Annotated in this window: 15 protein-coding genes; 6 read left to right on the top strand and 9 right to left on the bottom strand. The window is 58.1% G+C overall.

Annotated features, from left to right (window positions below):
• Positions 1-8 precede the first annotated feature (8 nt).
• From RLO149_RS05575 to mgtE, 5 genes are all read right to left on the bottom strand, one after another.
• Positions 9-1790: an SLC13 family permease gene (locus RLO149_RS05575; RefSeq protein WP_013961101.1), complete on the bottom strand. Its 1782-nt coding sequence runs from the start codon at positions 1788-1790 to the stop codon at positions 9-11.
• A gap of 51 nt (positions 1791-1841) precedes the next feature.
• Positions 1842-2747, bottom strand: a complete 906-nt coding sequence (locus tag RLO149_RS05570) for a DMT family transporter (protein ID WP_013961100.1) — start codon at positions 2745-2747, stop codon at positions 1842-1844.
• Complete coding sequence (locus RLO149_RS05565) at positions 2744-3556, bottom strand: TIGR00282 family metallophosphoesterase (RefSeq protein WP_013961099.1); 813 nt, start codon at positions 3554-3556, stop codon at positions 2744-2746. The genes RLO149_RS05570 and RLO149_RS05565 overlap by 4 nt, the downstream gene beginning before the upstream one ends.
• A gap of 242 nt (positions 3557-3798) precedes the next feature.
• Positions 3799-4371, bottom strand: coding sequence for a 5-formyltetrahydrofolate cyclo-ligase (locus RLO149_RS05560; protein ID WP_044025225.1), 573 nt, complete (start codon positions 4369-4371; stop codon positions 3799-3801).
• On the bottom strand, positions 4368-5759 hold the full coding sequence (mgtE, locus tag RLO149_RS05555) for a magnesium transporter (protein WP_013961097.1): 1392 nt from the start codon (positions 5757-5759) through the stop codon (positions 4368-4370). Before mgtE ends, RLO149_RS05560 begins: the two co-directional genes overlap by 4 nt.
• A 106-nt stretch (positions 5760-5865) precedes the next feature.
• Between mgtE and guaD the strand changes: the two genes are divergently transcribed.
• Positions 5866-7164, top strand: coding sequence for a guanine deaminase (guaD, locus tag RLO149_RS05550; protein ID WP_013961096.1), 1299 nt, complete (start codon positions 5866-5868; stop codon positions 7162-7164).
• A gap of 12 nt (positions 7165-7176) precedes the next feature.
• Here guaD and RLO149_RS05545 read toward each other — a convergent pair whose 3' ends face one another.
• The 4 genes from RLO149_RS05545 to RLO149_RS05530 form a co-directional block, all read right to left on the bottom strand.
• Complete coding sequence (locus tag RLO149_RS05545; protein WP_044025224.1) at positions 7177-8517, bottom strand: 8-oxoguanine deaminase; 1341 nt, start codon at positions 8515-8517, stop codon at positions 7177-7179.
• Positions 8514-9320 (bottom strand): histidinol-phosphatase, encoded by an 807-nt coding sequence (hisN, locus tag RLO149_RS05540; protein ID WP_013961094.1) that lies wholly within the window; start codon positions 9318-9320, stop codon positions 8514-8516. The genes RLO149_RS05545 and hisN overlap by 4 nt, the downstream gene beginning before the upstream one ends.
• A 78-nt stretch (positions 9321-9398) precedes the next feature.
• Positions 9399-9776, bottom strand: a complete 378-nt coding sequence (locus RLO149_RS05535; protein ID WP_013961093.1) for a helix-turn-helix domain-containing protein — start codon at positions 9774-9776, stop codon at positions 9399-9401.
• 472 nt (positions 9777-10248) lie between these two features.
• Positions 10249-11124 carry a LysR family transcriptional regulator gene (locus RLO149_RS05530; RefSeq protein ID WP_013961091.1) on the bottom strand — a complete coding sequence of 292 codons (876 nt, stop codon included), beginning with the start codon at positions 11122-11124 and terminating at the stop codon, positions 10249-10251.
• Between the two features lie 122 nt (positions 11125-11246).
• Between RLO149_RS05530 and RLO149_RS23085 the strand changes: the two genes are divergently transcribed.
• The 5 genes from RLO149_RS23085 (at position 11247) to RLO149_RS05500 (ending at position 15215) form a co-directional block, all read left to right on the top strand.
• On the top strand, positions 11247-11462 hold the full coding sequence (locus RLO149_RS23085; protein WP_044025552.1) for a DUF1127 domain-containing protein: 216 nt from the start codon (positions 11247-11249) through the stop codon (positions 11460-11462).
• A 176-nt stretch (positions 11463-11638) separates the two neighbouring features.
• Positions 11639-12376: a Bax inhibitor-1/YccA family protein gene (locus RLO149_RS05520; RefSeq protein ID WP_013961089.1), complete on the top strand. Its 738-nt coding sequence runs from the start codon at positions 11639-11641 to the stop codon at positions 12374-12376.
• Between the two features lie 315 nt (positions 12377-12691).
• On the top strand, positions 12692-12979 hold the full coding sequence (gene gatC / locus RLO149_RS05510; protein ID WP_013961087.1) for an Asp-tRNA(Asn)/Glu-tRNA(Gln) amidotransferase subunit GatC: 288 nt from the start codon (positions 12692-12694) through the stop codon (positions 12977-12979).
• A complete protein-coding gene (gene gatA, locus RLO149_RS05505) occupies positions 12979-14466 on the top strand; it encodes an Asp-tRNA(Asn)/Glu-tRNA(Gln) amidotransferase subunit GatA (protein ID WP_013961086.1) in 1488 nt (495 codons plus the stop codon). Before gatC ends, gatA begins: the two co-directional genes overlap by 1 nt.
• A gap of 41 nt (positions 14467-14507) precedes the next feature.
• Positions 14508-15215 carry a hypothetical protein gene (locus tag RLO149_RS05500; RefSeq protein ID WP_044025551.1) on the top strand — a complete coding sequence of 236 codons (708 nt, stop codon included), beginning with the start codon at positions 14508-14510 and terminating at the stop codon, positions 15213-15215.
• Position 15216 lies beyond the last annotated feature (1 nt).

Genomic DNA, 15216 nt, shown 5'->3' with positions numbered 1-15216 from the left:
GCCATGTTTCAAAGCGGCCAAATCAGCGGAATGACGAGTGACACGATCACTGCCATGCTTAAATTCAACGGCAAACCCACCCGCGTAAAGTCGGTAAACCGGTACCCACCGGGACCATAGACAAGGGTGTTGGTCTGGTATCCGATCGGGGTGGCAAAGGCACAAGACGCCGCGATCATCACTGCGACAACCAAGGGGCGCGGGTCCAATCCTAAAGCCGTACCCAACCCAATCGCGAGCGGAGTCATAATGACCGCAACCGCATTGTTGGACACAATTTCAGTCAAGGTGGACGTCATCGCAAACACCACCAGCACGACGACGGCGGGCGGCATCATCATCAAGGTGGGCGAAATACTGTCGACAATCAATGCGATGGCCCCTGATTGCTGCAGCGCCGCGCCGATCGTCAGCATCGAAAAGATCAATGCGAGCAGCCGCCCTTCGACAAAGGAGAACGCTTCATCCGCATCAATGCACCCCGTCACCAACACGACCGCCACCGCGACGACGGCCAAGAGCAAAATGGGCGCGACGTTAAACGCAGCAAAGGCAACGATCCCGGCAAGTGCTGCGATGGCGATGGGCGCATGGCTGCGCCGATACGCCCGTTCCGTGGGGTGCGAGACGTCAACAACATCCATATCATCGGCAAGCCGCTGAATATCCGCCGGCGCCCCCTCCAGCAGCAGGGTATCACCGACCTTGACGATCAGAGAATCCAACTTCTGCCCGATGTTCTGGTTCCGACGGTGCACGGCCAACGGATAAACGCCATACCGTCGACGCAGGCGCATCCCCCCCAGAGAGCGCCCGACCATGCGACACCCCGGCGTGATCAACACCTCAACGGTGGTCGTTTCCACCGCAGACACCTGATCCACGCGGCGCAATTCCTTGTTAGTTTGCAGGCTCAGCAGTTCGGTCATTTGCGTACGCAAAACCACCCGGTCGCCGACCTCCAGTTCAACAGCCTTCAGGTCGCGGCGCAAAGATAGGTCTCCACGCACGACATCAATCAAACGCACGCCCTCACGTTTGAACAGTTGCACCCCAAGTACCGCGCGCCCAATCAGGTTGCTGTCCGGCGGAATGACCGCTTCGGTGAAGAATTTCATCTTTGATCGGTCCGTCAGCATGTTCGCCATACTGTCACGGTCCGGCAAAATACGCGGCGCGATAAAGGCGAGATAGATCAGACCCCAGGCGCAAACCACCAACCCAATTGGCATGATTTCAAAAATCGTAAACGGCGCGAGCCCCTCGGTGCGGGCCACCCCATCGACCAACAGGTTTGTCGAGGTGCCAAGCAACGTGAGCGAACCGCCCATGATGGCCGCATAGCTCAAAGGAATCAGCAGTTTGGACGCCTTTACGCCAAGTGTTTTGCTCAACTGCACAACGATCGGTATCATAACCACGACGACAGGCGTGTTGTTCATGATCGCAGAGGCCCCCATGACGGATAAAATCACCCCGGCAACCGCGGATTTGGGGCGGACCTTTGCCTGTTTTTCCGCTGCCCGCGTCAACACATCCAACGCGCCGGTGCGCACCAAGGCCCCCATGACGATGAACATCGCGGCGATTGTCCAGGGCGCTGGGTTGCTCAGGACGGCGCGCGCATCGTCGTAGGGCAATACCCCCATGACCAGCATCAAGGCCGCGCCCGCAATTGCAACAACCTCGGTTGGGAATGTTTCGCGGACAAACAAAACGAACATGATGCCCACAACAGCAAGTGTCAGGAGCGGCGCTGCCTGTGCGGGAAGCTGAAAGAGGTTTATCAATGCAGAAGCGCTCCGTGCTTTGCTGGCCTGACGGTCACTGTCGCTGATCGGTCAGGCTTGAGCAAGCCCGCCTTTGCTCCGCGGCTGTACAAGGTACATGCCGACAAACATAAGCGCCAAAGCTGCCCAAACCGCAGGCGGGTAGGCTTCGGCAAGTATGACCTTGGCCCACAAAAGCGCAAAGCCCGTAACCAGATAGCTGACCTGCACAGTAAACACAGGTCCCGCCCGACCAACCAGCCAGACATACCCTGCGTAGACCAGCACATGCGCAACCGAGGCCCCCATCAAGGCATGGCCCGATGTTGTGTTCAGGTCGGCCGGGGCGATGAACTGTCCCGATGCAAGGGTCACGGGCAAAATGACCACTGTCCCCAACAGCGATGCCCCGAAAAGGACCTGTACCGCATCCAGACCGGCAGTGCCCCATTTGGCCACCACATTCCCTTCCATCGCATAGCAAAGACCAGCGATCATTGCGACCAGCAGCCAAAACACCGGGGCGGCAAGCGCCGCGCTTACCCCCGGCATGACGATGATCAGAACACCCAGAAGACCCGCAAACAATCCCGATAGGCGTCTCCATGAAAAGCTGTCGAGCCGCAGGAGCAATGCAATGGGAAAGGCGAACATCGGGATCATCGACAACAGAATTGCCATAATACCGGCCGGCACGTGAACCGCCGCCTGAAAGGACGCTGTATTCGGTATCAACGTCCCGATCAGCGCGACAATGGCAAAGACGCGCAATGTCGACCAATTGACGGGCAATCCCTTGCCGCGCACTGCGCATAAAACTGCCATCAGCACCGATCCGATCAAGAGCTGCCAGAAAATCAGCCCGAAATGGCCAAAACCGCTTGAGACAGCTATTTTTGTAAGCGGGATCGTTACGCCCCACCCGGCCCCCAGCAGCACCAGCACAAAGCTGAAAAACACCGTTTCACGGCGGGTCATGGCGCGGCTGGTTGCAGTATCCCACCGTCTCGCACCATGGCGATCCGGGTTGCTTTTCCAGTGCGGTCATCTGTCTCTACATAGACACCTGACAGGGTCGCAGTGCCCGTCGCGGGCGTAAATCGGTCCTTGGGCATGCCTGTAATAAAGCGCCGCAGGGGTTCGGTTTTTTCCATGCCGATCACCGAATGATAATCCCCGCACATGCCTGCGTCCGTCAAATACCCCGTGCCCCCCGGCAACACCATTGCATCCGCCGTTGGCACATGGGTATGCGTGCCAACCGCAAGGCTGACCCGGCCATCGCAAAAATGCCCAAGCGCCATTTTTTCCGAGGTCGCTTCGCAGTGAATGTCAACAAGCGCGGCTGACGCCTGCCCGCCCAGTGGATGGGTTTTCAGCACCGGTTCAAGGGCCGAGAACGGATCGTCAAAGGGGCGTTTCATAAACACCTGCCCCAGGACCTGCGCCACCAGAACCTTGCGCCCATTTTGTGCGGTGAACAAACGCGCGCCTTTGCCGGGCGCGGCCTTGGAAAAATTGAGGGGCCTCAGGATGCGCGGTTCGTGCTGGATGAACTGCAGCATGTCCTTTTGATCAAAGGCGTGATCGCCCAACGTCAGGCAATCTGCGCCTGCGTCAAGCAGGGTTTTTGCATGGCTGCCCGAGAGCCCCATGCCGGAGGTCGCGTTTTCGCTGTTCACCACAACGAAATCCAACCGCCATTCCTGCCTCAATCGCGGCAGGTTTTCTGTGATCGCGCGCCGTCCGGCCCTGCCCATGACGTCGCCAAGAAACAAAATCTTCATGCAAGATGCCTAGGCCCGCGATACGATCAGGGCAAGAGGCGGGGGAAATTTTTCTCACTCAAACGCAAGGGACTGGCGCAAGCACCGCGACTGGTCCAACCCAAAGCTCGGCAAGCGCAGGGGCCGGACCTGATCTCTGGGACAGCGTCGTGATGCGTGCTGCGCCTTTTTGAACGCGCCGAACGCAGATGAAACAGGGCTGCGGTCGAACAAGACAATCACAATATTCTAAAGGTCGTGCTTTATACTGTTCCTAAGCGAAAATCATAGATTTTCTGTTCGGTTACGATGGCATCCAACGGTTGGTCCGTCGACTCCAGTGGTAGCGTGTCTGAAATCTGCGCTGCATAGGCAAACCCAACAGCGAGCGTTGCGCGTTTCGCCCTCAAACCTTCAAGCGTGCGATCATAAAACCCGCCGCCGTACCCCAGCCGCCCGCCTTGCGTATCAAAGGCCACAAGAGGTGCAATCACAATTTCAGGTTCAAAAAACTCTGCGTGCTCAGGAATCTGAACGCCGAATGCACCGCTGATCATTTTCATATCAGGCTCCCAGCGGGCAAAGCGAAGCGGCTGACCCGCGCCGATGATCACCGGTACACCAACCGGGCCATGCGCCGCCGCCTCGATCATGGCAGGCATAGGGTCAATTTCCGAACGGATTGGCATATAACCAGCCGTGGGCACCCCGCGATAGCCCGCCAGCACACTCGACAACAGCGCCGCGCCGGTCCCTTTATTGTTCGCATGCGCCGCTTCGCGACGCGCAAAGGCAGCCTTTCGCGCGGCCGCTTTGATTTCGGTCATATCCGTCACAATAGCACCATAACTGCAATTCCAAGGAAGGCGAAAAAGCCCACCACATCCGTGACGGTCGTTACGAATGCGCCGGAGGCCAGTGCGGGGTCAATTCCGATCCGATCTAAAATGACCGGAATAGCCGTGCCTGCAAGCCCGGCAACAATCATGTTGATGACCATCGCGATTGCGATGACAAATCCCAAGGCCGGTGAGCCAAACCAGATTACACCGACAATGCCGATCACCACCGCAAAAATCAGCCCGTTGATCGCGCCGACCAGAACTTCGCGCCTGATCACGCGCCAGACGTTTGCCCCGGTGAGGTCCTTGGTCGCCAATGCGCGCACCGCCACGGTCAGCGACTGCGTGCCAGCATTCCCTCCCATCGAGGCCACAATCGGCATCAGCACCGCCAACGCGACGATCTGCGCGATGGCCGCTTCAAACTGGGCAATCACCAGAGAGGCAGCAATGGCCGTCAGCAAGTTCACAGCCAACCATGGCAACCGCTGCTTGGTCGTTTCTGAGACACGGTCCGACAAGGAGCCCTCCCCGACCCCGGCGAGCCGCAGGATGTCTTCCTCGTGTTCTTCATCCAGAACCGCCATGGCATCGTCTATGGTGATAATGCCGATCAATCGCCCCTCCTCATCAACCACGGGGGCCGAAATCAGGTGATATTGATTGAACGCATAGGCAACGTCGGATTCTTCTTGCGTTGCAGGTATGATCTGGAAGGTTTCTTCCAGCAAATCCATCAGCTTGGTTTCACGCCGCGACCGCATCAGCTTGCCAAGCGTGACATTCCCTACCGGATGCAGGCGCGGATCCACGATCACGATGTGGTAAAACTGATCCGGCAATTCCTCTTCGGGCGTGGCGCGCAAATGGTCAATCGCCTCGCCAACGGTCCAATGCTCCGGTGCCATGACGACTTCTCGCTGCATCAGGCGCCCGGCGGAATACTCCGGATACCCCAGAGCCTGCTGCACAGCCGCGCGGTCCACGTCCTCAAGCGCATCAAGGATCGTTTCTTGCTGATGATCCTCCAGATCCTCGACCAGATCGACCACATCGTCGCTGTCCATCTCGCGGACCGCTTGCGTCAAAACCTGCGGCGTCAGAACGCCAATGACCTCTTCGCGGATGCTTTCATCCAGCTCCGAAAGGATTTCCCCGTCAAACTCGCGATCATAAAGCCGGATCAGCCGAGAGCGATCGAATGCGTTGATCTGTTCCAGAAGGTCCGCGATGTCCGCAGGGTGCAGCGGCTCCATCAGCTCTGTGAGCTTGGCCTGATCCTCGATATCCACAGCATAGAGGATGGCTGATATCGCCTTGGGACCCAGCACATAGGCGGCGTCCTCAAGCTCAATTGGTACTGGTTCGGTTTGCTCCGACATCTGCGTCCTCCTGATGCAAACCCGACAATAGGCGCGCGCCAATATGGTTACAATGGTCCGCCCAATGATCGTTGCTGTCCGCACAGCAAGTCCCTAAGAGTTGGGTATGAGCGTATGTGATTTAATCCTTGGACAAACCTTCGACGTCAGCGGAAACCCGATGACATCGCCTTGGCAAGAGGCTGTGGCCGTCACGCGTGACAGCGCCGTCTTGCTCAAAGACGGGCGCATTGAACAGGTCGGGAAAGCAAGCGCATTGCGCAGGCAACACCCGCAGGCCCGGGTCACGGACTATGGTGACAGGTTGATATGTCCCGGTTTTGTCGACGCCCATGTTCATTACCCGCAGACGGCCATTATTGCCAGTTGGGGGAAACAGCTGATCGACTGGCTGAATACATATACCTTTCCCGAAGAACTGCGTCTGTCTGATCCTGACTATGCGGGCATCATCGCGGATCGCTATCTGGATCTGAGTTTGGCGCATGGCACCACCACGGTGTGTTCCTATGCAACATCGCACCCCGCGAGCGTGGATGCGTTTTTCGAGGCTGCTGAAACGCGGAACCTGCGCACGATCGCCGGGAAGACCTGTATGGATCGCAACGCGCCGGACGCGCTGTGTGATACCGCCCAGCGCGCCTATGACGAGAGCAAATCGCTGCTGGAACACTGGCATGGCCGGGGGCGTGCGCAATATGCGATCACGCCGCGGTTTTCGCCTACATCAACGCCTGCGCAACTGGAGGCTCTGGGTGCGCTTTGGGCGGAGCATCCGACCTGCCTGATGCAAACGCATCTGAGCGAACAGGTGCCGGAAATCGAATGGGCGCGGGGGCTTTTCCCGACAGCGCGCGATTATCTCGACACGTACGAAATGTATGGTCTGATCGGCGAACGCGCGGTTTTTGGCCACGCCATTCACCTTGAGTCTCGCGAAATTGACCGCATCGCCGAAACTGGCGCGGCCCTTGTGCATTGCCCGACCTCGAACACCTTTATCGGGTCAGGGTTGATGGATGTGGCAGGGCTCGCTGCGCGGTCAGTGCCTTTGGGGTTGGCGACGGATACCGGTGGTGGGTCGTCGTTTTCCATGTTGCGCACCATGGCCGCCGCTTACGAGGTCGCCCAACTGCGCGGCACCGCGTTGCATCCGGCCCAATTGCTTTATCTGGCGACTGCCGGGTCGGCGCGTGCGTTGCATTTGCAGGACACAATCGGCACCCTCGCACCGGGGTATGAAGCCGACCTGACGATCCTTGATCTGGCCTCCACCCCGGCGATTGCCCAACGCGCGGCCGAAGCGGAAAACGTCTGGGAAGCGATTTTTCCCACGATCATGATGGGCGATGACCGGGCTATTGCGGATGTCTGGATCGCTGGAAAACGGTGGGTCACAGGCTAATCGCCCGACCCTTCACATCCCGTCACGCAAACCCTGCACCAAATCGTTCTGGCGCGCGATCACGGCACTGGTGTTGATCGTGACCATCTGGCCGTCGCGCACGACGTCCCGCCCCTCGACAATCAGGTCTCTGACCGTTGTGGGCCCCGCGAGCAGCAACGCGGATGGATCCCAACTGCCTGCGGCCTCAATGCCACCCATGTCCCAGATGGCGATGTCCGCGCGCGCGCCCACCTGCAGACGGCCGCATTCGGGACGCCCCAGAACATCCGCGCCCCCGCGTGTTGCGATCTCCAGCGCTTCGTCAGCGCTCATGGCGTCTGCACCAGATGCCACACGTTGCAACAACATGGCCTGCCGCGCCTCTGCGATCAGGTTGCCTGCATCATTGCTTGCAGAGCCATCAACGCCAAGGCCCACCGGCACCTGCGCATCCCGCATCTTGCGGATCGGCGCTATCCCACTGCCAAGACGGCAATTCGAGCAGGGACAATGCGCGATACCCGTCGATGTGTCGGCAAAGAGTTTAATCTCGGCGGCATCCAGTTTGACGCAATGCGCATGCCACACATCCGGACCAACCCAACCAAGGCTTTCGGCATATTGACCGGGGCGACAGCCAAAATTCGCGAGCGAATAGGCGATGTCTTCGTCGTTTTCCGCCAGATGCGTGTGCATCATCACGCCTTTGTCCCGCGCGAGCAGAGCGGCATCGCGCATAAGCTCGCGGCTGACCGAAAATGGCGAACATGGCGCAACCCCGACTCGACACATCGAAGACGGCGCCGCATCGTGAAAGGCATCGATCACACGGATGCAGTCCTCAAGAATATCCGCTTCTTTCTCGACGAGCGTATCGGGCGGCAAACCACCGTCGGAGATACCAATGCTCATCGCACCGCGCGTTGGCTGGAATCGCAGGCCAACCTCACGGGCGGCATGGATGGTATCTTCCAGCCGGGTCCCATTGGGGTAAAGGTAAAGGTGATCACTGCTCAGGCTGCATCCCGAAAGCGCCAGCTCAATCAACCCCACCTGCGCTGAAGTAAACATATGATCCGGCGTGAACTTTCCCCAGATCGGATAGAGGGTCTGCAACCACCCGAACAACAGCGCATCCTGCCCCTCCGGCACGGTACGGGTCAAAGACTGGTAAAGATGGTGGTGCGTATTCACCAGACCGGGCGTGATCACACAGCCGCGCGCATCCATCGCGGGCAGATCGCCGGCGGCACCTGGCCCGATTGCACGAATTGCACCGCCATCAATCACGATGTCCGCGCCCGCGAGCTTTCTGCGCGCATCGTCCATCGTCACGATCACATCTGCATTCTTGATCGCCCGGATGGTCACTGCCCACAACTTTTCAGGATATCAAGCGCCTGCTTGTGAATGTCGGCATTGGCGGCGGCGATTGCACGACCGCCCTCATGTGCAGGTCCACCATCCCAATCGGTCACAATTCCACCCGCTGCCTGCACCACAGCAATCGGTGCTTGAATGTCATAAGCCTGCAAGCCGGCCTCGATGACCAGATCGATCTGCCCGCTGGCCAGCAGGGCATAGGCATAGCAATCCATACCATACCGCGTGAGCTTTGCCTGACCTGCGACCTGTTGAAAGGCCTCTCTTTCCGCCGGGCTGCCGACTTCGGGAAAGGTGGTGAACACCGTGGCTTGCGACAACGCACGCGGTGGCAGGGTCGTTAAGGGACTGGGGCCCGACGGCCCTGTCATATGGGCAGCAGTGGGTGTGCCAATGAACCTCTCGCCAATATATGGCTGATCGATCAGTCCGTAAAACGGTCCAATTGCATCGCGCACCGCGATCAGGACACCCCATGTCGGCGTCCCGCTGACAAACCCGCGCGTCCCGTCAATCGGGTCCAGCACCCATGTCAGGCCGGTTGTGCCGGACGTGTAACCAAGCTCCTCTCCCAAAATGGCGTCGTCCGGGCGCATCTGCGCCAAGAGGCCACGCATTTCCTGCTCCGCCGCGCGATCCGCCTCGGTCACAGGATCATACCCACCGGCCAGTTTATTGTCCTGCGTCAGTGACGGCGACCGGAAAAATGGAAGAATAACCGCGCGTGCCGCGTCAGCCAACTGGTTGGCGACCGCATCGATTTCGTGAAGGTGGGTGTGTGACAGGTTCATGGCGTTTGAACGTGCCAGTTTATACCGCCCCTCGCAAGGGGCAGCACAGGCAAATTTACCGAAACACAGTCAGCAAATTTATGCTACATCGCTTAGAACGCGCGCCAATTCAAACAGACGACGACGTTGGTTTTCAGGTATGGCGTAATAGGAACGGACAAGGTCCATCGCCTCTTTGTCACCCATCATGTCAGCGGGCACGGATGATGCCGGCTCTGGCGCATCCTTACCTGCTTCTTCGCGCAAACCTTCAAAGAAAAATGCAACGTCTACGTCGAGAGCGTCAGCAATGTCCCAAAGGCGCGATGCACTGACGCGGTTCGCGCCAGTCTCGTATTTCTGAATTTGTTGAAACTTAATACCAACACATTCTGCCAGCTTCTGTTGCGTCATTCCAACGAGCCACCGGCGCTGCCGAATGCGCTTGCCAACATGTACGTCTACAAGGTGTGCCATATGATATTCCTCACTCTTACCCAAATTACAAACGCGTCACCGCCACAGTACCGACATAGTTGTGTCACTGTTTCAGCAACTGATACTTTCCAATAGGGGCAACAATACGAAAGTTGTCATTTGGATCAATACCAAAGACCGCACCATCCACTGTGCCCAATCGCGCGATAGACAATCTATACGTGTTTTATCGTGCCGAATTCTGCGCTTAGCGTCGCAGGATTAAAAGCAGCGAATTTGCGTAAAAATTGATATTTCCGGTGATTTTCCGACAGTTAGGACACAATCAGGCGTTGAATGGACGGAAATTGCACAATTTATGCCGATTCTAGCGGTGCGGGAGTGATACGGATTGAGGCGAAAAAGTGACGCTTCAAAGGGTCTGAGCCCACCAAAACCACGGATCGTTCGATCAGCGGAATTCAGCTTACCGTTTGACTTCAATGGGCTCTCCCGTATAATCTCGCTTCCCCTATACGGCTTTCAGCCTCGGCTGCTCAGATGCCAAAAATGCGCGCCTCAGATAATCCGCCAATGTATCGTGAATCACGCCCTTGCTGCCCTGCGCCCCATAAAGGTTGATTTGCTGCTGCGGTAAGTCAGGCAAAACTCCGCCGTGATCTATCCGTTCCAGATGTGGCGGCTCAGTGCCTTCGATCATCGTGTGGACGGCGAGATCGGCGCTGACCGTTGCTTCGATCGTGCGGTCGCTTTCTGTTTCGACAATGACATCCCACAGGATACCGGCCGTATCCAGCGCCTCCACCACACGCGGGCGGAAGGTGCAGTGTCGCCCAAACGCCAGTTTCAGCGGTTTTTGCCGCCATGCGGCACCGCCGGGCGCTCCAACCCACCGCAAGGGCTTGCGGCATAAAGTTTCCGCGCCCGCATCCAGCGACGTTTCGGTCGTAAGAATGACATCACATTCACCCCGCCCGAACTTGTCCTTGAGCGCGCGTGTGTAAGAGGAGACGAGATGCACCTTTACCCGCGGGAAAGCCGCGTGAAACTGTTTCAAAACCTGCGGAATCGCCGGGTACACAATATCATGCGGAACGCCCAGTACGATTTCGCCCTCATAGGCTTGGTCGGTCAACCTGCCGATCACCTCATCATTCAGTGCCACCATGCGCCGCGCATAGACCAACAGCTGCTCTCCCGATGCGGTCAAGGCAATGGTGCGCCCCGATCGGTCCAGCAAAGAGACGTCAAGCACCTCTTCAAGTCGTTTGAGTTGCATCGACACCGCCGATTGCGTCAGGTGCAGAAACCCGGCGGCACGGGTGACGCCGCCAGAATCGGCGACCGCGACAAAAGAGCGGAGCGTTGTGACGTCCAGATTTCTCATATCAGCATCCTTGATGGTTTTCTTCACAAACATTCGTTTTAAACATCTTATCATCTCTGCCATATACATCAAGAAGATTGATGCAAACCGAGAACGCATCACAGGATCGAAAGGAAAAGACCATGGCATTGATTGATTTTGGAATTGTCCGGGGAAGACGCACAGCACAGCCAATGCGCCTCGCGCTTTCGACCCGGTTGGCTTTGTGGAAATCCCGCCGCGCGCTGGCAAAACTGGACGACCGCGCCCTGGAAGATGTCGGGATCTCACGCGTTGACGCTGACCGCGAAGCACAGCTGACCGTTTGGGATGTTCCGGCAGCCTGGAAACGCTGCTAACTGTGTCTGATTGCGCGATTTGACCAGAGATTAACGCTACATTAGCCAAATCTGGTCAAATCGGCACATTCCCGACCGAAAAGCCTTGAAATGGACGCAAGACGCCACGATATTCAATCGCGAGAGCGCGTAGAAAATCTGACGCGCCAGATACGTCAATTTGGAGGTCTTAAAAAATGGCTGACGTGAATACAATCCGGACCGCTGCCGGATCCCGCGCCGCCCAGATAGATGCGGGTTTGCGCGCCCACATGAATAAAGTCTATGCGACGATGTCGATAGGCATGTTGATCACCTTTGCTGTGGCATGGGCGGTCGGGACCGCACCGCAACTGATGGCGGTTTTCCGCGACCCGGTGACCCTGTCGCCGAACATCCTTGGCTGGATCATCATGTTCGCGCCGCTGGGCATGGTGTTTGCGTTTAGCGCAATGATCAACAAAATGTCCGCCGCTGCCGCTCAATTGTTCTTCTACGCGTTTGCAGGCGTCATGGGATTGTCCATCTCGTGGATTTTCGTCGCCTTCACCGGCATGTCCATCGCTCAGATCTTCCTGATCACATCTATCGCGTTCGCGGGCCTGTCCCTTTGGGGCTACACGACCAAGAAAGACATCTCCGCCTGGGGTAGCTTCCTGATCATGGGTGTGATCGGTCTGGTGGTTGCATCGATCGTCAACATCTTCCTTGGCTCGCCTGCGATCATGTTCGCGATCTCTGCCTTGGGTGTTCTGATCTTTGCGGGCCTCACAGCCTATGACACGCAGAACATCAAGAACACATATCTCGCGCATGCCCACCATGGCGACAGCGAGTGGCTGCAGAAGTCTGGTATCATGGGCGCGTTGAGCCTTTACCTGAACTTCATCAACATGTTCATGATGTTGTTGTCCCTGTTCGGAAACAGAGAATAAGTCGCACGCTTTAAGCGCTTACAGAACAAAGCCTGCCAGTCACCTGACTTGGCAGGCTTTTTATTTGATGACTCGTTATCTTCAGACCGCGAACCCCGGTCCATTGGCCTGTTTGCAAGCCATGCAAAAGCCGCGCTTGCTTGCGTGCGCGCTCAGGTCCCGATCATCCTGAAACGCGATAAGCGCCAGCGCACCGCCGCAAAGTTTTGCACCTGGACGAAAACAACCACCCTTCGTAGAGCGCTCAGCGCAGACTGAGACTTGGCAAGGGCGCGCATGCGCGGTACATGGCGGCCAAGTAAATGAGGAACCCGCATGTCCATTGATGAAAGCACCGCCGCCCGCGTGGCGAAACTGGCCCGGATCAAGGTTGAACCAGCCGCATTGCCCGCGCTGGCCGGAGAGTTCAACACCATTCTCGGCTTTATCGAACAGCTGAACGAGGTGGATATCGACGGCGTCGAGCCCATGACATCGGTGACACCGCAAGTGTTGAAACGCCGCGCGGATGTTGTCACCGACGGCGACCAGCAAGCACGTGTCCTGTCCAATGCGCCAGATGCCCGCGAAGGGTTCTTTGCCGTGCCAAAGGTGGTTGAATAATGAGCAAGCTGAATGAACTGGGACTGGCCGAGGCGCGCGATGCGCTGCGCGCAGGAGAAACCACGTCGAAAGACCTGACCGAGGCCTGCCTCGCGGCCATCGAGGATGCAGGCGTGTTGAACGCCTTTGTGCATCACACCGCCGATCTTGCGCTTGAGCGGGCAGCAACTGCTGACGCGCGTCTGGCACAAGGGGCGGCCCCTGCGATGTGCGGCCTGCCAATCGGCATCAAGGATCTTTTCTGCACCAAAGGCGTGGCGTCGCAGGCCGGATCGCGTATTCTCGAGGGCTTTTTGCCTGAATACGAGTCCACCGTCAGCCAGAACCTTGTGGACGCCGGTGCGGTCATGCTGGGCAAGCTCAACATGGACGAATTCGCCATGGGCTCGTCCAACGAAACCTCGGTCTATGGCGATGTGATCAATCCGTGGCGACGCGCGGGCGATGAAAAACCGCTGACACCGGGGGGATCTTCGGGCGGTTCGGCGGCGGCGGTTGCCGCTGATCTATGCCTCGCCGCAACCGGTACGGATACCGGCGGCTCCATTCGCCAGCCTGCGGCCTTTACCGGCACTGTGGGGATCAAACCGACCTATGGGCGTTGTTCACGCTGGGGGGTCGTGGCTTTTGCCTCCTCGCTCGATCAGGCGGGGCCGATGACGAAATCGGTGCGCGATGCTGCGATCATGCTGGAGGCGATGTCAGGTCATGACCCAAAGGACAGTACTTCTGCCGATCTGGTCGTTCCGGATTTCGAGGCGGCGCTGAGCGGAGATATTCGCGGCAAAAAGATCGGCATCCCCAAAGAATACCGCATGGACGGCATGCCCGATGAGATCGAAGCGCTGTGGCAAACCGGCATCGCCATGATGAAGGACGCAGGCGCTGAAATCATCGACATCTCCCTGCCACACACGAAATACGCGCTGCCCGCCTATTACGTGATTGCCCCGGCTGAGGCGTCGTCAAACCTCGCGCGCTATGACGGTGTGCGTTATGGGCATCGCGCCAAACTGGATCAGGGCGATGGCATCACGGAGATGTATGAAAAGACCCGCGCCGAAGGCTTCGGACCCGAGGTGCAGCGCCGCGTGATGGTTGGCACCTATGTGCTGTCCGCCGGTTTTTACGACGCCTATTACAACCGCGCGCGCAAGGTGCGCACGCTGATCAAGCGGGACTTTGAAACCGTTTTTGCGCAGGGTGTCGACGCGATATTGACGCCTGCGACCCCGTCGGCGGCCTTTGGACTGGGCGAAATGACCGATGCTGATCCGGTCGCGATGTATCTCAACGATATCTTTACCGTGACCGTCAACCTTGCCGGATTGCCCGGAATTGCGGTCCCGGGCGGGCTTGATGCAAACGGCCTGCCGCTTGGTCTGCAACTCATCGGTCGTCCGTGGGAAGAGGCGGAGTTGCTGAACGCCGCCTATGCGCTTGAACAAGCGGCGGGTTTTGTGGCCAAGCCGGATAAATGGTGGTAACCTTTGATATGAGCGAAGAGGGCAAAAAGATGGGAATTCGCATGCGACCGCATCTATCCGTTGTACTGCCTGCTGTACTGATACTGGCGGCCTGCGCGCCACAGGTGTCCGACAGTCCGCGCGGTGCCGGGTTCACATCGGCCGAAGCGATACAGGCACGCGATGCGGCGCTGCAAGGCGCCCCCCTCGGCGCGCCCGACACGGTTTTACCCCCCCTTGACGGCACCATTCCGGTTACAGGAGCAGTGCCGGCAGACGGATCCGCTGAACAAACCGCTGCCGATACCACGCGAATTTTGCAACAGACCAGCACGACATCGACGCTCCAGCCTGTGCCGCCAACGGTTTCGAATACAATCGGCATATCCAATGAGAACAATTTCGATGCCGTCTCTGAGCAGCGCAGCATCGAAAGTGACGCAGAACGCATCGCCCATAACCGCGCGCAATATCAGCTCATTCAGCCAGAAGCATTGCCGGAACGCACAGGCGACAACCAGCCCAACATCGTCGCCTTCGCGCTCGCGACAACCCATCCGGTCGGCACAAAGGTCTACGCACGCGCCGGTCTGAATGGGGCCGCGCGGGCGGAACGTAACTGCGCGCAGTATCCGTCGCCGGACAAGGCCCAACTGGATTTTCTGGCGCGTGGCGGCCCCAAACGGGATCGCAAAGGCCTTGATCCGGACGGGGATGGCTATGCCTGCGGCTGGGATCCAACGCCTTTTCGCAGCGCCTCGCAAGGCTAAC

The sequence above is a fragment of the Roseobacter litoralis Och 149 genome (assembly GCF_000154785.2).
GTDB classification, from domain to species: Bacteria; Pseudomonadota; Alphaproteobacteria; order Rhodobacterales; family Rhodobacteraceae; genus Roseobacter; species Roseobacter litoralis.
Note: the sequence above shows the minus strand (reverse complement) of the source record. Positions and strands in the feature narration are given on the sequence as shown.

Coding starts and splice junctions, on each gene's coding strand:
- RLO149_RS05570 (WP_013961100.1), bottom strand. CDS start 2,747: ATGACCCGCCGTGAAACGGTGTTTTTCAGCTTTGTGCTGGTGCTGCTG.
- RLO149_RS05565 (WP_013961099.1), bottom strand. CDS start 3,556: ATGAAGATTTTGTTTCTTGGCGACGTCATGGGCAGGGCCGGACGGCGC.
- mgtE (WP_013961097.1), bottom strand. CDS start 5,759: ATGTCGGAGCAAACCGAACCAGTACCAATTGAGCTTGAGGACGCCGCC.
- guaD (WP_013961096.1), top strand. CDS start 5,866: ATGAGCGTATGTGATTTAATCCTTGGACAAACCTTCGACGTCAGCGGA.
- hisN (WP_013961094.1), bottom strand. CDS start 9,320: ATGAACCTGTCACACACCCACCTTCACGAAATCGATGCGGTCGCCAAC.
- RLO149_RS05535 (WP_013961093.1), bottom strand. CDS start 9,776: ATGGCACACCTTGTAGACGTACATGTTGGCAAGCGCATTCGGCAGCGC.
- RLO149_RS05530 (WP_013961091.1), bottom strand. CDS start 11,124: ATGAGAAATCTGGACGTCACAACGCTCCGCTCTTTTGTCGCGGTCGCC.
- RLO149_RS23085 (WP_044025552.1), top strand. CDS start 11,247: ATGGCATTGATTGATTTTGGAATTGTCCGGGGAAGACGCACAGCACAG.
- RLO149_RS05520 (WP_013961089.1), top strand. CDS start 11,639: ATGGCTGACGTGAATACAATCCGGACCGCTGCCGGATCCCGCGCCGCC.
- gatC (WP_013961087.1), top strand. CDS start 12,692: ATGTCCATTGATGAAAGCACCGCCGCCCGCGTGGCGAAACTGGCCCGG.
- gatA (WP_013961086.1), top strand. CDS start 12,979: ATGAGCAAGCTGAATGAACTGGGACTGGCCGAGGCGCGCGATGCGCTG.
- RLO149_RS05500 (WP_044025551.1), top strand. CDS start 14,508: ATGCGACCGCATCTATCCGTTGTACTGCCTGCTGTACTGATACTGGCG.